Origin of the sequence: Candidatus Aeolococcus gillhamiae, from assembly GCF_016464765.1 — a bacterium.
Taxonomy (GTDB): Bacteria; Chloroflexota; Dormibacteria; order Aeolococcales; family Aeolococcaceae; genus Aeolococcus; species Aeolococcus gillhamiae.
Genome location: NZ_JAEKNS010000100.1, coordinates 57,523 through 74,624 on the forward strand (window position 1 = coordinate 57,523; position 17,102 = coordinate 74,624).

Below are 17,102 nucleotides of genomic sequence, written 5' to 3' on the forward strand. Positions count from 1 at the left end.
GACTACAGAAGGGCCGCGATCCGGGCCAGCCCGTCGAGCTCATTCGCGTCCTCGCTGAAGAGCGGGATGCGTGCCGCCTCGACCGACCCGAGCCTCTCGAGGCGGCTGAGCTGGCGCGCATCGCGCTCGGCGATGGCGTGGAACTGGAGCCAGCGCTCGCCGATGGCGCGCAAGGCTTCGGACGGGACGCGGTGGCCGAGCCGCTGGCTGAGCCATGTGGCCAGGCGCTCGTCGTCGGCGAGCGCGGACGCGGTGGCCAGTGCGGTGCGGTCGCGCAGCGAGTCGGGAAGGGTGCGGTTCACCACCACCCCGCGCAGCGGCATGCGGTACTCGCGCAACCGTGAGGTGAAGAACTCGGCTTCGGCGAAGGGGGCCGGTTCCAACGTCGTGACCACCACGAAACCGACCTGCGGGCTGCGCAGCAGCTTGTACACGGCGCGGGCGCGCTGCTGCACGCGGCCGTAGATCTTCTGCAGGTCGCCGACGAACTCGGCGACCTCCGTGAGCACGTCGGCTCCCAGCAGACGGTCGGCCATGCGCAGGAACGGAGCCGCGGCGACGTTGACTGCGTGGAAGCCGAAGAGAGTCGGGCCGGAGAGCCAGCTGAGCAGCTTGGTGCCGACGAAGTCGGTGAGCCGGTTGGGGGCCTCGAGGAAGTCGAGCGCGTTGCGCGAGGGCGGCGTGTCGATGATCAGGGTGTCGTACTCGCCCGCCTCGTGGAGCTCGTACAGCGCCTCCATCGCCATATACTCGTGCGAGCCTACGAACGAATCGCTGATCCCCTTGTAGAAGCGGTTGTTGAGGATGCGCTGCGCGTCCTGGCGGGTCGGCGCCATGCGCGTGACCATGCGATCGAACGTCGACTTCATGTCAAGCATGGCAGCAACCAACTCGCCCTCGACCTCGATCCCGGCGCGTCGCAGCCGGGCGCGCGACACCTTCACCGGTTCGGTGCCGATCTCGCGCAGCCCGAGCGCGGTGGCCAGCCGCCGCGCCGGGTCAACCGTGAGCACGAGGACGCGGCGGTCACTTCTCTGGGCGATGGCGAGCCCCAGCGCGGCGCTGATCGTCGTCTTGCCGACCCCTCCGCTGCCGCAGCAGATGATCACCTCGAGGTTCTCGAGCTGCCCGACCAGCGTGTCGGCGTCGGCGGGTTGGTCGGAGGCGCGCCGCCGCGCGCGCACCGCGCTCATTCGCGGCCTCCGCAGGAATCGCGCAGCGCGTCCGCCACCGCCCGGCTGGTGGCGAGCCCGGTGCGCAGCGCCAAGAGGGGCACCGGCACCACAGGCATGTCGATCTCGGTGCGCAGATGCCGCTCCTGGGCCTGGGCGCTCCGGTACAGCCTCTCGCCCAGCTCGAGGTCGGCGCCGATGTGGGCGACGCCAGGCACCTTGGCGCGCACGTCTGCGTCTGCCGTGGCGAGGTCCGCGAGCACGCGGCGCGCGGCCGCCGGCAACGGCTCGGGGGGCATGCGGTTGAGCACGCACAGACCGACGTGGACGGTGCGTTGCTTGGCAATGGCGCGGCTGAGCTCGATCGTCTCCACCACCGGCATCTCCTCGGGCAGGGCCGTGAGTACCGCGGTGGTGCGCCGCGCGTCGGAGATGACGGAATCGATCCACTCGATCTGGCTGCGGATGAGGCCGCCGCGAACGAGCTCGAGCATGCTGCGCGCCGCTCTCAACTGGGCGAGGATGTGGCCGCTGGCGCTGCAGTCGGCGACGATGAGGTCCCACACCGGCCGTTTGGCCTGGTCGCGCCGCCGTTCCTCGAAGGCGATCTTGCCCGTGACCAGCATGTCCCGCGGCCCTGGCACCGCCGTGGCGATGAAGTCGAACACCTTGGAGAGCGGGGTGATGCGCGCCAGGCGTGGCACCTTGAAGTAGATGCGCAGGTACTCCTGGAAGGACTCCTCGGCGTGGAGGGCGAGCACGCTCACACCCGGTTGCACCAGCTCAGCCTTGAAGCTCGAACCCTTGGAGCCGAGAGCCGCGGCCAGTTCGCCCTTGGCGTCGACCTCGACGCCGAGCACCTCCTTGCCGCGCCGGGCGGCGAGCAGGCACAGTGCTGCCGAGACGGTCGTCTTGCCGGTGCCACCCTTGCCCGCGACGAAGATGATCCGCCGGCTGAGCAGTTCGTCGAGGAGACCGGCCTGTACGGCGGAGGCGGTCTTCCTAGCCGGCAGGACGCGCCGCCTCGAGCACCTCGGCGGCGTGGCCGCCAACCTTGACCGCATGCCACTCGCGCTCGACGGTGCCCCGTTCACCGACGAGGAAGGTGCTGCGCTCGACCCCGTTGTAGGTACGACCGTACATCGACTTCTCGACCCACAGCCCGAGCCCGCCGATGAGCACCTTGTCAGGGTCGCTGATCAGTGGGATGCCGAGGTCACATTTGGCGGCAAAGCGCTCATGGCTGCGCGGTGAGTCCGGCGACACACCGTAGACGTCGAGTCCGGCGGCGCGGAAGTCATCGAGCAGAGCGGTGAACTCCCGCCCCTCGATGGTGCATCCTGGTGTGTCGTCTTTGGGATAGAAGTAGAGGACGGTGCGGTGGCCGAGCAGGTCATCACGGCGGAGCCGGCCGCCACCGCCAAGCTCGAGGTCGAACTCGGGCAGAGCTGTGGTGGCGCCCATTCTTCAGTCACCTCTTGAGAGCGGCCGGCGGCGATCCCAACCAGTCTAGGGTTCCCGCGCTGCGCGGCGGCGCGACAGACATCGCTGCCTATACTCGGCGGCCGATGGGAGCCCGCAGCCCGCGCAGCGACCGCACGGCCGGTTCCAAGGTGGCGCAACGCGAACGGGCCGCCGCCATGGTGCCGGATCTGATCGTCGCGTCCACCCCGCCCGCCGGCGCGCGCCGGACCGTCACCGGGCTGCTGCTGCGCTTCATCTCCTGCGGACTGCTGGCGCTGGGCTTCGGCCTTGCTTGGCGGCTGACGCTGGCGCCGCCGGTGATCGCCCCGGGCTCCGCGTTCGCGGGCATCTTCTCGCTGCTCACCGGCTTCATCGTCGGCGGCATCCTCTGGTACCTGCATGACGCGCGCCGGCGCCGGCAGAACCCGGACTCGGTCAGCGACGAGCGCCTCGTGTTCTCGTTCATCGTCTTCGCGGTGGTGCCGTTCCTGGTCCTGCTGCTGGTCGGCGCGGTCTGGCTGCTCGCCCGCATCATCGGCGGCTAGTTCACGGATCTCCTCGTTGGTGCATCCCTCGGCGGAGGCGAATTCATTTCGTCGGAGCCGAGACCGCTCGCTGGGGGGTGTACGAGGGGGAATGCAGTTCCCCCTTCGCTCGCTGCTGGTCGGCGCGGTCTGGCTGCTCGCCCGCATCATCGGCGGCTAGTTCGCGGATCTCCTCGTTGATGCATCCCTCGGCGGAGGCGAATTCATTTCGCCAGAGCCGAGACCGCTCGCTGGGGGGTGTACGAGGGGGGAACGCAGTTCCCCCTTCGCTCTAGTTCAGGGCAGCGCGGAGGCGGCCGGCGACGTCCTCGACAGCGCCGCGATCCGCTGCGTCTGGAGGCGCGGTATCGAGGTAGTGACGGAGGTCGGCAAGCGCGGCCCCGTTGTGCCCGGTCCGCCAGAGAAGGAGGCCACGGTCGCGACGCTCGGTCGGCTCCTCGGGGAACAGCGCGACGCAGCGATCGGCGGCGCGAACCGCCATGTCCCAGCGCTCCAGCGAGGAGTAGCAGCCACGCAGATTGCGGGACATGCGCGCCAGCATGAGCCGCGCGGTGGCGGGCAGCAGCCACGCAGGTTGCAGCGCGCCGGGGTCGCTGCCGGTGGCGGCCGCGACGAGTCGCTGTGCGGCGGGCTCGTCGAGCACCTCACCGTCGGCGGGCTCGGCGAGCACCCCGTCCACGCGCACGCCGAAGTGGCCGGGGAGCCCGATGCCCTCCACGCTCAGCCCGGCGCGACGGCCGACGGCCATCCACAGGACCGCGCAGCTGATGGGGATTCCCGCCCCGCGCTGCAGCACGAGGTGCAGGTAGTGAGCGCGCGGATCGCCGCCCCCGGAACGGCGGAGGCCGACGCGCTCACGGAGCAGCGCGTGGATGACGCTGATGGCCTCTGATCCGCGTGCGCCATCGAGGCGTTCGCCGAGGTCAGCGGCGAGCGTGTCGATGGCGCGCAGGGCGCCGCCAACGTCCACCTCCGCGCAGTCCTCCGCGGCCAGCCAGAGCGCTCCCTCAGCGATGTCGGCGCGGGGATCTCCGGCGCAGGCCAGGAGCGCTTGGCGAGGGTCCACTTCCATGGGCGCATGATGCGCCGCCAACCCATTCCCTGCGCAATCGTGGCGGGGGAAGTCGAGCACCCGTTGCTAGACTGGCTCGATGCTTCTCGAGGAGATCTCCGGCCCTGACGACCTGCGTGCGCTGGGCAACGCCGATCTCGACCGCCTCTGCACGGAGATCCGCGAGCTCCTGGTCACCGCGGTGGCCCGCACCGGCGGCCACCTTGGTCCCAACCTCGGGGTCGTCGAGCTCACCATCGCGCTGCACCGCGTCTTCGACTCGCCGCGGGATCGCATCGTCTTCGACACCGGGCATCAGGCGTATGTGCACAAGATGCTGACCGGCCGTGCTGACCGCTTCGACACCCTCCGTCAGCACGGCGGCATGAGCGGCTACCCCTCGCGGAGCGAGTCCGAGCACGACATCGTCGAGAACTCGCACGCGTCGACAGGGCTCAGCTACGGGTTGGCCCTGGCTACCGCGCGCGAGCTGCGCGGTGAGGGCGGCAAGGTGATCTGTGTCATCGGCGACGGTGCCCTCACCGGCGGGATGGCCTACGAAGCGCTCAACAACATCGGGCAGCGCCAGCCCGAGCTGATCATCATCCTCAACGACAACGGCCGCTCCTACGCACCGACTGTCGGCGGCATCGCAGAGAACCTCGGCCAGCTGCGCCTGTCGCCGAAGTACGAGCGCGCCAAGGGTGCGGCCGGGCAGACCCTGCGTCAGCTGCCGGTCTTCGGCGAGTCCGCGTATGGCGCCGCCAAGCGCATGAAGGATTCACTGAAGCAGCTGGTCAGCCCCATCTCCATCTTCGAGACGCTGGGGCTGAAGTACGGCGGCCCGATCGACGGCCATGACATCCGCGCGCTCGAGAAGGCGATGCGCGACGCGTCGGCGTTCAAAGGGCCGGTGGTCATCCACGTGGTCACCGACAAGGGCCATGGGTACGCGCCCGCGGTCGGCGACGAGGTTGACAAGTTCCACGGGGTGTCGAGCTTCGACCCCAGCAGCGGAGCGTTCTCGACCAAGCCGGCGGCGTGGACCGACGTGTTCAGCGAGGCGCTGCTCGAGGCCGCCGAGGCCGACGACCGCATCGTCGCGATCACCGCCGCGATGGCGTCGTCGACGGGCCTCCTGGCCTTCGCCGAGCGGTTCCCTGAGCGCTTCTTCGACGTCGGCATCGCCGAGCAGCACGCGGTGACCTTCGCGGCCGGGCTCGCCATGCAAGGCCTGCGGCCGGTCGTGTGCATCTACTCGACGTTCCTGCAGCGCGCTTTCGACCAGGTGACGTGTGACGTCGCCCTGCACAAGCTGCCGGTCACCTTCGTGCTCGACCGCGCCGGCATCACCGGCGACGACGGTGCCTCGCACCACGGCATGCTCGACCTCGCTTACCTGCGGCTCATCCCGGGGATGACGGTCAGCGCGCCCAGCTCGCCCGACGAGCTGCGCCGGCTCTTCGCCACCGCGATCGCGCATGACGGCCCCTTCGCCATCCGCTATCCACGCGGCAGCGCGCCGTCTGTGGGATCCGCTCCGCTGCGTCCGCTCCCGATCGGCTCCATGTCCGTGCTCCGTGAGGGCGCGGACGTCGCCCTTCTCGCGGTTGGCAAGATGGTCGGTGTGGCCGGGGAGGCAGCGGACACACTGCAGGGCGAGGGCATCCACTGCACCGTGGTCGACGGGCGCTTCGTCAAGCCCCTGGATGCCTGCATCCCCGCGCTCGCGGCCCGGCACCGCGCCGTGCTGACCATCGAGGACGGCACCACCATCGGTGGCTTCGGCGACGCGGTGCTCGAGGCGCTTGCAGAGGCGGGCGTCACCGTGCCGACGCGCCGGCTCGGACTGCCCGACAGCTTCATCGAGCACGGCGCCCAGCCACTGCTGCTGCACAAACTCGGGCTCGATGCCAGCGGCGTCGCGGAGGCTGCGCGCGAGCTGCTCCGCACCCACAGGCCCAGCGTTCTCGCCGGTTAGCCCGCCGCCTCGGCCAGGGCCGCGCGCAGGGGACCACCGAGCTCAGCGGGGATGACCTGCTCCACGACGACCTCATCGCAGCTCACCCACCGTGCCGCGTCGTGCAACGCCTGCGCCATGGGCACGACGGCTGCCGCGTCCATCGACACCCGCCGTGCACGCAGCACGCTGCCATCCCGTTTGGGGTCCACGCGTCCCGCCAGCCTTCCGCCCGCGAGCAGCGGCATGACGAAATAGCCGTGCTCGCGCTGGGCGGCCGGGGTGTAGGCCTCGAGCCTGTGGCGGAAGCCGAAGAGCCGCTCGGTGCGGGGCCGGTGCCAGATCAGCGAGTCGAAGGGAGAGAGCAGTACGGGGCGATGCCGGACACGGGCGGGGCCGCTCAGGGCCATGGGGTGTGCCCAGGCACGCCTGCCCCAGCCGCGAACACTGACAGGAGTCAGGCCGGCTGCTTCGGCGGCCGCCCGCATGGCGGCAACCGGCATCCGAAAGGAGGCGGCGAGGTCGTCATCGGTGGCCACGCCCGTGTGCGAAGCGGCGAGCGCGACCAACTCGGTGAAACACGCGGCATCGTCGAGGTCGACCCCGAAGAGCGACTGCGGGACCGCGTCTTCGCTGAGGCGGTAGACGCGGCGAAAACCCCGCCGCTCGGTGCAGACCACGTCGCCGCGGGCAAGCAGCTGCTCCACCGCTTGCTTGACTGGGCTCCACTCCCACCATCCGGGCGTGATGCGCGCCCCGCCGAGATCGGCGATGGTGACCGCGCCATGGTCGCGAACCTGGGCAAGGATCTCCTGCTGCTCCGCGGTGCGTGCGTAGCGCTGCATGTAGCGGCGCCGGCGCCACGCGAACAGCGGCCACAGCTCGAGCGGCAGAACGCACGCTGCGTGTGCCCAGTACTCGAACGTCGTGCCCCGTCCCCACCACGCCCGCGCGATATCTGTGCGACTGACAGGCCCGAGGCGCGAGAACGCGACCAGCTCATGGGAGCGGGCGATGACCGAGATGGTGTCGATCTGGATCGCACTCAGCTCGCGCAGGAGCCGCAGCGGATCGCGGTGGCGGCGCCCTCTCAGCCTCTGGGCGGTGATGGCCACAGCGCGCGCGTCGGCGTTTGTCAGCTCCACGGCCACCAAGCCACTCTGCCAGAACGATGGTTGGCGCTACCGTACGCGCATGAGCGAAACCATCGACCCGTCGGGTGCGTCGCCGCGGGACGAGCTCAGGTCCGTCCTCGAGGAGAAGCGGTCGGAATTGCTCAGCAGGATCGAGCAGTTCGGCGCCAGTCCGACGGAGATGTCGAATCTCAACTTCGGCAAGAGGATCGGCGACGGGACCACGTACGCCGTGGAGCGGATGACCGGCGCGTACCAGGCGCGGACGTTGTATGAGACCGTCAAGGAGATCGACCAGGCGCTGGCGCGCCTCGATGCCGGCGCGTACGGCCTGTGTGAGGTGTGCGGCGGGCCGATTCCCGGCGAGAGGTTGCGCGCCATCCCGTGGGCAGCACTCTGCGTGCCCTGCAGCGGGAGCCTCGTGCGCGCCGGCGCAAGAAGGTGACGAGCGCTAGCGCGCCGGTGAGTACGCTCCGCGCCTTCGCGTGATGTCTGCCATGTGAGCCGGTCGCGGTTCGCCGCCACTCGGTGCAGGCACGGCCGCGGCATCCTCGTACACGATCAGCATCTGGGTGAGGGCGTCAGCCCAATCGGCGTCCTTGTCGGTCTGCCCTTCTGCCGTCGAGGCGTCGACGAGGCCGCCGTAGGACATCAGCGCCGGCGGATCGAGCAGATCGGTCGGAGTTGCCATGACCTGGCCCTTCACGTGTGCATTTGCTGGATCAGCTCCCACCCTACGGACGCACCGGGCAGAGATGCAAGCCCGCCGCACGCGTCAAAGGGGGCGAAGGGGGATCTGCGTTCCCCCTCCTCCGCTAGGCGTCGTGCGGCCACGCCTTCGCCGCCGTCGCTCCGTCGGGGCGAGACATCCGCCTCGTCCCTCCTCCGCTAGGCGTCGTAATAGAGAAAGAACTCGTAGGGGTGCGGTCGCAGCGCGATCGGATCGACCTCGCTCTCACGCTTGTAGGCGATGTAGGTGTCGAGCAGGTCCTGGGTGAACACCCCGCCGCGGAGCAGGAACTCCTGGTCGTTCTCCAGTGCGTCGAGCACCTCGGAGAGCGAACCGGGAAGGTCGCGTACGCGTTCGGCCTCGCGTCCCTCGAGCTCGTACAGGTCCGCATCGACCGGCACGGGTGGCTCGATCTTGTTCTGGATACCGTCGAGACCCGCCATCAACATCGCCGAGAAGGCCAGGTATGGGTTGCACATCGGGTCTGGCGAACGGAACTCGAGCCGGCGCGCCGCGGGCTTGTCGCTGTACGTGGGAATGCGCACGCACGCGCTGCGGTTGCGCGCGCTGTACGCCAGCTTGATGGGCGCCTCGTACCCGGGAACCAGGCGCCGATAGCTGTTGGTGGTGGGCGCCGCGAACGCGAGGACTGCCGGCGCGTGCTTGAGCAGGCCGCCGATGTAAAAGCGGGCGGTATCGCTCAGCAGCGCGTAGCCCTCGGCATCGTAGAAGAGCGGCGAGTCACCGTTCCACAGTGACTGGTGGGTGTGCATGCCACTGCCGTTGTCACCGAAGAGCGGCTTGGGCATGAAGGTGGCCGTGTAGCCCTCGCGGTTGCACACGCTCTTGACGATGTACTTGTACTGGAGGACCTTGTCCGCCATCGTCACCAGCGTGTCGAAGCGCATGTCGATCTCCGCCTGACCGGCGGTGCCGACCTCGTGGTGGTGCACCTCGATGTCGATGCCCGATTCGATCATGGCGAGGACGATCCGGCTGCGCAGGTCCTGCTGCTTGTCCACCGGCGGCACTGGGAAGTAGCCGCTCTTCAGCTTGGGCCGGTAGCCAAGGTTGGCGGTGCCGTTCTGGCCGGTGTTCCAGACCCCCTCGTCGGAATCGATGAAGTAGTAGCCCTCATGGGTGTTCTGGTCATAGCGAATCGAGTTGAAGATGTAGAACTCAGCCTCCGGGCCCCAGTAGGAGGTTTCGGCGATGCCCGACTGGCGCAGGTACTCCTCCGCCTTGCGCGCCACGAAACGCGGGTCGCGGCTGTAAGGCTTGCGCGTCAGCGGGTCGGCGATGTCGCAGACCACGACGAGCGTGGGCACCTCCAGGATGGGGTCGAGGAACGTGCGTGAGGGATCCGGGAAGAGGAGCATGTCGCTCTCGTGGATCTTCTGAAAGCCGCGGATGCTCGACCCGTCGAAGCCGATTCCGTCGGTGAAGACTGACTCGGTCAGCTCGCTGACGGGCACGCTGAAGTGCTGCCACGTTCCGGGGAGATCGGTGAAGCGGAAGTCCACCATCAGGGCGCCGACCTCCTTGGCGCGTTCGATGACCTGCTTGGGGGTTGGCGATGAGACCGCGGTCGGGGACATGGTGGGCTGCACCTCTCCTGTGAACATTGCGGCTACCGACTCGTCGATCGCCATGCGCTTCTCCCTCATTGGTCGTTTTCCTGGCCACGCGGGGACCGGGCACGCAGGCGTGGCCAGATTGTCGGGCTTCAGGCTAGCCCTGCGAATGGGGAGGGACTATGGACAGCACACCCCACCGCCGCCCTCCTCACCTTGTGTGCAGCGCACAAAGAGGCAGCGTCCGAGATCAGGCGGGCGGCTTGATCCCATCGACCTGCTCGCGGGCCGCCACCTTGTCCTTGAAGTAGATCTTGTTGATCTGGGTGAAGGGCACTTGGGGCGCCGGGACGTCCTCCTCGGCATAGATGGCGTCCACCGGGCAGGGATCGACGCAGGCCCCGCAGTCGATGCACTCGTCGGGGTCGATGAAGACCATGCGGTCCTCGTCCACCTCGTGGATGCAGTCCACCGGGCACACCTCGATGCACGACTTGTCCTTGAGGTCGATGCAGGTCTCGGTGACAACGTACGTCATACGCGGCGAGTCTAGCCCCTCGGGTCAGCAACCCGACCTCGGGGCTCGGGCGAACGGTGTTCGCATCCAATAGCAGTCAGCGCAGGCGACTTCACGTCGCCGGAGCTGACATCCGCTCAGCTGGGGGGTGCCCGAGGGGGGAACGCTGAGTTCCCCCCTCGCCCTCAGTGTCCCCAGTGCTCCGGCTCGAGGTGGCGGACGATGGCGTCGCCCCGCTCCCCGCTGCGGATCCGTACCGCGTCGTCGACCGGGATGACGAAGATCTTCCCGTCGCCGACCTCGCCGGTCCGGGCCGCGCCGCTGATGGCGTTGACCACTCCTTCGACCAGTGAGTCGCCCACCACGGCCTCGACCTTGATCTTCCGCTGCAGGGAGATGTTCGCCCTGGCTCCGCGGTAGGTCTCCGTGTAGCCGCGCTGGGCGCCGCAGCCCATCACCTCGGTGACGGTGAGCCCGGACGTGCCCAGCCCGTCCATGGCGTCCTGCACAGCCTGCAGCTTCTCCGGCCTGATGACCGCCTCGACCTTCTTCACGATGGCACTCCGTCTGGGGTGTGGGCCAGCGCGCCGTTCTCAACCCGTTCCCGTTCAGCGGTGGTGGGGACCAGTGAGCCGACCAGCCGCCGTGCCGGCTCGCCGACGGCGTCCGGGTGAATATACGCGCCGCCCGGCACCGGCATGAACTGCTCCGGGTAGCCCCACATGCCGTGCTCGCTGATGTCGAGCCCGTCGATCTCGTGCTGCGCGCTGACGCGCAGGCCGACGGTCTTCTTGATGATCCAGAAGAGGCCGTAACTGAGCGTGAAGACCGTCACGAATGCCGCGCCGACGGCGGCGGCCTGGGCGCCCAGCTGCCGGAAGCTGCCCGTGTAGAACAGCCCGCCCTGGCCGACTCCGTTGAATGTGGCGAGCGCCGGGTCGGTGAAGAGGCCGCAGGAGAGTGTGCCCCAGACGCCGGCCAGGCCGTGGGCACTGAGCGCACCGACGGGGTCGTCGATCCACTTGTCGATGGCGATGACGCCGAACACCACGATCACGCCGGCGACCGCGCCGATGATGATCGCGGCCCACGGCTGCACGTACCCGCTCGGGGCGGTGATGGCGACCAGGGCGGCAATCGCGCCGTTGCCGATCATGCCCACGTCAAGCGCCTTCTGGAGCCGGTAGATGGTGAACATCGCGGCCAGCGCGCCCGCCGCCGCGGCGAGGTTGGTGGTGATGACGACATCGGCGAAGTGCAGGTTGGTGGCGTTGAGTGTCGAGCCGGGGTTGAAGCCGAACCAGCCGAACCACAGGATGATCACGCCGAGCTGGGCCAGCGGCATGTTGTGCCCGGGGATGGCGTTGGGCTTGCCGTCACGCGAGTACTTGCCGATGCGCGCGCCGAGCAGGAGAAGGCCGGCGAACCCCGCCGTGGCCCCGGTCAGGTGGACGACCGTCGAACCGGCGAAGTCCTGCGCCCCCAGCGTGGTCATCAGCCAGCCACCACCGAAGAGCCAGTGGCTGATCAATGGGTAGATGAAGCCGGCGAACGGCACCGCGAAGAGGATGTAGACGATGAACTTGGTGCGCTCGAGCATGGTGCCCCAGACGATCGCCAGCGACACCGCGCAGAAGACGAACTCGAAGAAGAACTTGGCCGCGGCTGGTGCCGTGGAGGCTGCGAGCGCGGGCAGCGCCATCGTCGAGCCCGGGTGGAAGGAGGGGGCGAAGCCCGTGAAACCGATCAGGCTGTTGGTGAAGCCCGTGGCCGCGCCGAAGGCGAAGGCGAAGCCGCAGATCCAGTAGACGATCGAGCTGATGCTGAGGTTGACGATGACCTTGGCGACGACCGTGCCCACGTTCTTCATGCGTGTGAAGCCGACCTCGAGCATGGCGAAGCCGGCCTGCATGAAGAGCACCAGCACGGCGGCGACGATCACCCACACCGTGTCGGCGGCCACACCGGCTGCCTGGGTCGCCGTGTTGTCAGCGGCGGCCTGGGCGGTCACGGGCAGCGCGGCAAGGGCGGCGGCGCCCGCGACGGCGACTCGGAAGCGGGTTCGGGCAAGCAACGGTGTTCTCCTTGCGCGGCTGGTGGCTGCGGCCAGCCTAGGAGGACGGCGAGCCGCCTTCGATGCGCGCGCCGCCCCAACTTGTGGCTCGCTGAGTTGTGCGCCGTGCACGAAGCGAGGTGGGCTACGCTGTCGCGCTCCCCGCCGGCATCGGGTGCGGCATGACCTCGCGGATGCGCAGGCAGAGATGGAGGTTGAGACGGGTGGCGGGGTCGTCGAGGCGGAGCCCGCCGATCTCTTCGATCCGGCGCAGCCGGTACAGGACGGTGTTGCGGTGGACGTGGAGGCGCTGCGCGGTGTCCGTCGGCGAGCCGTGGCACTGGAAGAAGGCGTCGAGCGTCTCCATCAGCCCCGCCCCGGTTCTCTCGTCATAGGCGACCAGCGGGCCCGCGCTCTGGCGATAGAAGTCTTCCATCTCCGAGTGCTGGGTCATGGCCACGAGCAGGCGGTGCAACCCCAGGTCGGCGAACGTCGCCACGGCGGGCTGTTTCTGCAGACGGGCGCTGATGCGCAGGGCGTGCTCGGCCTCGCGGTGTGACTGGCGGACCCCCTGCGGGCCGCTGCGAGCGCGACCCACTCCGACCACGACCTCGCCACGCACGGCCACGGCGCAGTCGGCGAGCAGCGTCTGGGCGACGAGCGCGCTGCGCTCGCCCGGTTCCGCGGATTCCGGCACCAGCGCGCAGACGCTGTTGTCGTGGGCGGTCAGCAGCGAGGTGGGCGCGCTGCGGGCCAGGCAGCGCCGCGCGGCGACCGTCAGCGTCTCCACCGGCGTGCCCGCGTTCTGGCCACGAACGACGAGAACGCTGTAGGGCTCGTTGAGCTGGAACCCGAGCCGGTGGGCGCGCTCACTGACACCCGCGTCCGACCCGAACGAGCCCTCCAGGAGTGCGGCGAGCAGCTCGCCCTCGAGGTCGTCACGGGCGCGCAGCACGGCGCGTTCGCGGTCCAGCTCGATGGCGCACGCCGACGCGCCGCGGGCCACGGCGGCGCGCTCGAGCTGGCCGAGGTGGTGCTCCTCGCCGATCAGCGAGACGAACCCGTGGACTCCATCACGCCCCGGGATGGGCGCGACCAGGCGGCTGCGCCCGCGCGGCAGGCCGAACTCGCCGACCGGCGGGTCGGCGGCGGGCACGCTTTGGCCGGCGACCCAGCGGAGCATCTCCTCACCGTTGCCGAGCGCGTCGCGGACGGACGCGGGCAGCTCGTCGGAGACACTGCGTAGGCGTCCAGCCGCGTCGTGCCAGGCAACGACGCGGCCGGTCACCTCACCGAGCCGCGCGACGATGGCATCGGTCCCGGCGCCCCCCAGGGCCAGCTGCATGAGCTCCATCTGGAGCATCTGCGCCTGCTCGTGAAGGATGGTGCGCTGCTCGACGATGTAGCGGACCACGGACTGCTGCATCTCGCTGACGTGCGAGCCGTCGGGGAGACGGAGCAGCGGCATGATCAAGCGCTCGGCCACGCCAAGGCTGGCCGGCGACGCGTCGCCGACGACCGCCACAGCCACCCCTCCCTTCTCGGCGAGGCCGTTCATCACGTCGGCGAGGTCGAGGCGCGCGTCGAGGAGGCGGATCGACGCCACCGGCACCAGCGCGATCTCGCCGCCCTTGATGGACTCGAAGGCCGGCGCCCGGGTGCGCAGGGTGGTGGCCCATTCGACGCGCCGGTCGAGCCCGGCACCGCCGCCGAGCAGCTCGGTGCCGTCAGGCAGAGCGCCGCGCCAGACGTCGCGCACGGTGATCAGCGCCGTCTCCACGGGTCAGCCTCTCTCCAGGTAGCGCTCCAGCTCCCACCCGGTAACCTGGCCACGGTACTCACGCCACTCCGCGCGCTTGGCGTCGAGGAACCGGTCGGTGAGGTTGTCGCCAAGGGCGTCGCGGACCACGTCGTCGTCCGCGCACGCGTCGACCGCATCCTTGAGGTTGTCGGGGAGCACACCGACGTTGCGGCGTTCCAGCTCCACCTCGTCGAAGCCGTACAGCGCCTCCTCGACCGGCGGCGGCAGCGGCAGCCGCCGTTCCACGCCGTCGAGGCCGCAGCGCAGCATCACCGCGAACGCGAGATAGGGATTGCACGAGGGGTCGGGGCTGCGCAGCTCCACCCGGGCTGCCTCTGGCCGCGACACGTGTGGGACACGAATGAGCGCGCCCCGATTGGTGCGGGCCCAGGAGAGGAAGATCGGCGCCTCGAGCCCGCGCACCAATCGCTTGTAGGAGTTGACCAGCGGGGCGAGCACCAGGCACATCCCGGCGGCGTGGTGCAGCTGGCCGGCGATGAAATGCTTGGCGACGTCGCTGAGGCCGTAGTCGTCGGCGCCGGAGAAGGCGTTGCCGCCGCCACCGGTTCTTCCAAGGCTCTGGTGCACGTGCATCCCGCTGCCCGGCTGATCGTTGAACGGCTTGGGCATGAAGCTGGCGATCACTCCGGAGCGCTGCGCCACGGCCTCGAGCGCGAGCCGGAACGTCACCACCGCGTCGGCGGCGGCGAGGGCCTCGCCGGCGGCGAGGTCGACCTCGTGCTGGCCGGGAGCGACCTCATGGTGCGCGCTGTTGATCTCGACCCCGACCAGCGCGGCGGCGGCCAGCATCGCCTGGCGGAGGTCGGTCGCCCCGCCGCCGGTGACGTCGAAATAGCCGGCCGAGTCGCCGGCGAGCGCCTGGGGGACGCCGTCGGCGTCACGCTGGAGGAGGAAGAACTCGATCTCCGGCCCCACCCTGTACTCGTAGCCGAGCTCGGTGGCATGGTCGATCGCCCTCTTCAGGGCGCCCCGGGGGTCGCCGCTGTAGGGCTCGCCGTCGGGGGTGCGCGCCCAGCAGATCAGGCGCGCGGTGGGCTCGGCGGTCCACGGCAGGACCTGGAGGGTATCCGGGTCGGGCACCAGGTACATGTCGCTCTCGGCGGTGCGGGTGAAGCCCTCGACCGAGCTGCCGTCGAACCAGACCCCGTGCTCGAGGGCCGCGTCCAGCCCGGCGGCGGGGATGGTCACCGTCTTCACGGTGCCGAGCACGTCGCTGAACTGCAGGTGCACATGGCGCACGCCCGCCTCGGCGATGCGTGTGGTGAGCCGGTGCTCGCCACCGGTGCCCGTGGCGATCGATCGGGGGCTCATCAGGCGTTCCTCCTAGGGCGGGATGCACAAAAGTCGACGCCAAGGGCATGATAGCGAGCCGCGGCTGCGATTCTCACACCGAATGGGCCTCTGTGGCTTGTGCACTGCGCCCTGACGGAGCGGCCGGGCAAGACCTTAGACGGCCGCTTCTACCGGCGCCTGCGGCACACCCACGCGCCTGCTCGCGCAGATCTGCGCGAACACGGCCGCGCTGGGCTTGGGCGTGCGTTCCTGCGTGCCGCGATCGACGGCCAGCAGGCCGAACCGCTTCGAGTACCCCTCCGCCCATTCGAAGTTGTCCATCGCCGTCCAGTGCAGGTAGCCGCGGACGTCGGCTCCCGCGGCGATCGCCGCGCCGACGGCGCTGAGGTGATCGACGATGAACTGGGCGCGCAGCTCGTCGTGGTCGTCGGCGACGCCGTTCTCGGTGATCAGGATGGGCAGACGGAAGTCTTCCCAGAGGTTCTCGATGGCACGGCGGAGGGCGTCCGGGTCGATCGTCCAGCCGAACGCAGACAGCGGCACCCCGCTGGGGACGACGTTCTCGGCGAACAGCTCGCGGGGGCGGCGGGGGCTGAAGCGGACCCGTTCCTCGCAATAGAAGTTGAGCCCCAGGTAATCGAGTGAGCCGCGCAGCCCGGGCACCACCTGACTGTGACCCACAGGGGGAAGAAGCCGACCGGTCGTGCACGCCCGCAGGAACCAGCGGTTGAAGATGGCGTTGGGCAGGACGGCGACGGCGCGGTGAATCGGTGAGCGCGGGTTGAGCGGGCGCAGCGGCCTCTCGTGGTGGGCGATGGAGACCGCGGCATCCCACCCGTGTGCGTGCGCCACGCGGTGCAGCGCGGTGTACCCCGCCGCGTGCATCCGCGCCATCCCGGCCAGCGCATCCAAGAAGCCGCCCATCGACGGCTCGAGCGGCGGCCACTCCCCATACAGGTACCCGAAGACAGCGAGAACTGTGGGCTCGTTGATGGTGATCCACCAGCGCACGTCGGCCCCGATCGCCTCCGCACAGACGGCGGCAAAGCGCGCGAAGCGGTGTGGCGCGTCGCTGCTGCACACCCCGCCCCGGTCGGCGAGCCACACCGGCAGCGTGAAGTGGTGCAGGGTCACAACTGGTTCCATCCGGAGGGAGCGACAGGTGCGCACCACGTCAGCGTAGTGGCGCAGCTCGTCAGCGTCGAAGACACCGTCGCGGGGTTCCACGCGCGACCACTCGATGGAGAAACGGTGGGCACTGTGGTGCATGTCTGCGAGCTCGCGGAGGTCGTCGCGGTAGCGTGCGTGGTGATCGCAGGCGATCCCGGAGACGCTGCCGTCCTTGATCCGCTCCGGGTGCTCGCGCTCCATCCGTGTCCAGTCGTTGTCGAGGTTTCCCTCGACCTGGTGGGCGGCGGTGGCGCAACCGAGCAGGAAGTCCCCGGGGAGTTGGTGGATCACGCGCGCAGTATGCCCGGCTGATTCTGCACGGCCGATAATGCCGCCATGGACGCTGGGGACACGGCACGACGCCGCGAGCGGGTGCCGGGCACCGTCACCCTGGTCACCGAGACGCCCATCGAGATGCCGCTGTCCGCGGCAGGCGGCCAGAGCTCTCTGGCGGAGCAGCTCGAGGAGCGTCCCTGGCTGGTCGCGGTCGGCATCCTCGGCCTGCTCGGCTTCTTCCTGGTGCGGCGCCGCCACCACCGCTGATCGCGGCGGCGAGCGTCAGAGCCGCCTGGTGGGACGGCGCGCCGCCGGTCGGGGCGCGCGGGCGCCGGCCGGCAC

General features: G+C 69.6%; 17 protein-coding genes. 4 read left to right on the plus strand and 13 right to left on the minus strand.

Annotation, left to right across the window (positions count from 1 at the left end; all coding sequences use genetic code 11):
• Positions 1-2: 2 nt before the first annotated feature.
• From JF886_RS09780 to JF886_RS09790, 3 genes are read right to left on the minus strand one after another with little or no spacing between them, the layout of a single operon-like run.
• On the minus strand, positions 3-1,193 hold the full coding sequence (locus JF886_RS09780) for an ArsA family ATPase (RefSeq protein ID WP_337311947.1): 1,191 nt from the start codon (positions 1,191-1,193) through the stop codon (positions 3-5).
• A complete protein-coding gene (locus JF886_RS09785) occupies positions 1,190-2,224 on the minus strand; it encodes an ArsA family ATPase (protein WP_337311950.1) in 1,035 nt (344 codons plus the stop codon). Before JF886_RS09785 ends, JF886_RS09780 begins: the two co-directional genes overlap by 4 nt.
• Positions 2,175-2,636, minus strand: coding sequence for a peroxiredoxin (locus JF886_RS09790; RefSeq protein WP_337311952.1), 462 nt, complete (start codon positions 2,634-2,636; stop codon positions 2,175-2,177). The genes JF886_RS09785 and JF886_RS09790 overlap by 50 nt, the downstream gene beginning before the upstream one ends.
• A gap of 104 nt (positions 2,637-2,740) precedes the next feature.
• On the opposite strand from JF886_RS09790, the gene JF886_RS09795 reads away from it, so the two are divergent.
• The gene (locus JF886_RS09795; RefSeq protein ID WP_337311954.1) at positions 2,741-3,181 is read left to right on the plus strand and encodes a hypothetical protein; all 441 of its coding nucleotides are present in this window, start codon (positions 2,741-2,743) and stop codon (positions 3,179-3,181) included.
• A gap of 271 nt (positions 3,182-3,452) precedes the next feature.
• On the opposite strand, the gene JF886_RS09800 is transcribed toward JF886_RS09795, so the two are convergent.
• Positions 3,453-4,253: a SirB1 family protein gene (locus JF886_RS09800; protein WP_337311956.1), complete on the minus strand. Its 801-nt coding sequence runs from the start codon at positions 4,251-4,253 to the stop codon at positions 3,453-3,455.
• A gap of 79 nt (positions 4,254-4,332) precedes the next feature.
• Between JF886_RS09800 and dxs the strand changes: the two genes are divergently transcribed.
• Positions 4,333-6,213, plus strand: coding sequence for a 1-deoxy-D-xylulose-5-phosphate synthase (gene dxs, locus JF886_RS09805; RefSeq protein ID WP_337311958.1), 1,881 nt, complete (start codon positions 4,333-4,335; stop codon positions 6,211-6,213).
• Here dxs and JF886_RS09810 read toward each other — a convergent pair.
• Positions 6,210-7,343: a winged helix-turn-helix domain-containing protein gene (locus tag JF886_RS09810; protein ID WP_337311960.1), complete on the minus strand. Its 1,134-nt coding sequence runs from the start codon at positions 7,341-7,343 to the stop codon at positions 6,210-6,212. The two genes, dxs and JF886_RS09810, sit on opposite strands and share 4 nt — an antisense overlap.
• 43 nt (positions 7,344-7,386) lie before the next feature.
• On the opposite strand from JF886_RS09810, the gene JF886_RS09815 reads away from it, so the two are divergent.
• Positions 7,387-7,770 (plus strand): TraR/DksA family transcriptional regulator, encoded by a 384-nt coding sequence (locus JF886_RS09815; RefSeq protein WP_337311962.1) that lies wholly within the window; start codon positions 7,387-7,389, stop codon positions 7,768-7,770.
• Between the two features lie 6 nt (positions 7,771-7,776).
• On the opposite strand, the gene JF886_RS09820 is transcribed toward JF886_RS09815, so the two are convergent.
• The 8 genes from JF886_RS09820 to JF886_RS09855 all read right to left on the minus strand — a co-directional run bounded on the left by JF886_RS09820 (position 7,777) and on the right by JF886_RS09855 (position 16,775).
• The gene (locus tag JF886_RS09820) at positions 7,777-8,016 is read right to left on the minus strand and encodes a hypothetical protein (RefSeq protein WP_337311964.1); all 240 of its coding nucleotides are present in this window, start codon (positions 8,014-8,016) and stop codon (positions 7,777-7,779) included.
• 197 nt (positions 8,017-8,213) lie between these two features.
• The gene (glnA, locus tag JF886_RS09825; protein WP_502711424.1) at positions 8,214-9,680 is read right to left on the minus strand and encodes a type I glutamate--ammonia ligase; all 1,467 of its coding nucleotides are present in this window, start codon (positions 9,678-9,680) and stop codon (positions 8,214-8,216) included.
• A 199-nt stretch (positions 9,681-9,879) separates the two neighbouring features.
• Complete coding sequence (locus JF886_RS09830) at positions 9,880-10,167, minus strand: 4Fe-4S dicluster domain-containing protein (protein WP_337311966.1); 288 nt, start codon at positions 10,165-10,167, stop codon at positions 9,880-9,882.
• A 164-nt stretch (positions 10,168-10,331) separates the two neighbouring features.
• Complete coding sequence (locus JF886_RS09835; protein WP_337311968.1) at positions 10,332-10,700, minus strand: P-II family nitrogen regulator; 369 nt, start codon at positions 10,698-10,700, stop codon at positions 10,332-10,334.
• Positions 10,697-12,220, minus strand: a complete 1,524-nt coding sequence (locus JF886_RS09840) for an ammonium transporter (protein WP_337311970.1) — start codon at positions 12,218-12,220, stop codon at positions 10,697-10,699. The genes JF886_RS09835 and JF886_RS09840 overlap by 4 nt, the downstream gene beginning before the upstream one ends.
• 124 nt (positions 12,221-12,344) lie before the next feature.
• On the minus strand, positions 12,345-13,979 hold the full coding sequence (locus JF886_RS09845) for a helix-turn-helix domain-containing protein (RefSeq protein WP_337311972.1): 1,635 nt from the start codon (positions 13,977-13,979) through the stop codon (positions 12,345-12,347).
• Positions 13,980-13,982: 3 nt separating this feature from the next.
• Entirely contained in the window at positions 13,983-15,332 is a 1,350-nt protein-coding gene (gene glnA, locus JF886_RS09850; RefSeq protein ID WP_337311974.1) for a type I glutamate--ammonia ligase, read from the minus strand.
• Positions 15,333-15,467: 135 nt separating this feature from the next.
• On the minus strand, positions 15,468-16,775 hold the full coding sequence (locus JF886_RS09855; protein ID WP_337311976.1) for a glycoside hydrolase family 1 protein: 1,308 nt from the start codon (positions 16,773-16,775) through the stop codon (positions 15,468-15,470).
• Between the two features lie 45 nt (positions 16,776-16,820).
• Here JF886_RS09855 and JF886_RS09860 point away from each other — a divergent pair, with 45 nt between their 5' ends.
• The gene (locus JF886_RS09860; RefSeq protein WP_337311978.1) at positions 16,821-17,027 is read left to right on the plus strand and encodes a hypothetical protein; all 207 of its coding nucleotides are present in this window, start codon (positions 16,821-16,823) and stop codon (positions 17,025-17,027) included.
• Positions 17,028-17,102 lie beyond the last annotated feature (75 nt).

Excerpts from the sequence above, each read along its gene's own strand:
- JF886_RS09780 (WP_337311947.1), bottom strand. The coding sequence starts at position 1,193 with ATGAGCGCGGTGCGCGCGCGGCGGCGCGCCTCCGACCAACCCGCCGAC.
- JF886_RS09790 (WP_337311952.1), bottom strand. The coding sequence starts at position 2,636 with ATGGGCGCCACCACAGCTCTGCCCGAGTTCGACCTCGAGCTTGGCGGT.
- JF886_RS09795 (WP_337311954.1), top strand. The coding sequence starts at position 2,741 with ATGGGAGCCCGCAGCCCGCGCAGCGACCGCACGGCCGGTTCCAAGGTG.
- JF886_RS09800 (WP_337311956.1), bottom strand. The coding sequence starts at position 4,253 with ATGGAAGTGGACCCTCGCCAAGCGCTCCTGGCCTGCGCCGGAGATCCC.
- dxs (WP_337311958.1), top strand. The coding sequence starts at position 4,333 with ATGCTTCTCGAGGAGATCTCCGGCCCTGACGACCTGCGTGCGCTGGGC.
- JF886_RS09815 (WP_337311962.1), top strand. The coding sequence starts at position 7,387 with ATGAGCGAAACCATCGACCCGTCGGGTGCGTCGCCGCGGGACGAGCTC.
- JF886_RS09820 (WP_337311964.1), bottom strand. The coding sequence starts at position 8,016 with ATGGCAACTCCGACCGATCTGCTCGATCCGCCGGCGCTGATGTCCTAC.
- glnA (WP_502711424.1), bottom strand. The coding sequence starts at position 9,680 with ATGTTCACAGGAGAGGTGCAGCCCACCATGTCCCCGACCGCGGTCTCA.
- JF886_RS09830 (WP_337311966.1), bottom strand. The coding sequence starts at position 10,167 with ATGACGTACGTTGTCACCGAGACCTGCATCGACCTCAAGGACAAGTCG.
- glnA (WP_337311974.1), bottom strand. The coding sequence starts at position 15,332 with ATGAGCCCCCGATCGATCGCCACGGGCACCGGTGGCGAGCACCGGCTC.
- JF886_RS09860 (WP_337311978.1), top strand. The coding sequence starts at position 16,821 with ATGGACGCTGGGGACACGGCACGACGCCGCGAGCGGGTGCCGGGCACC.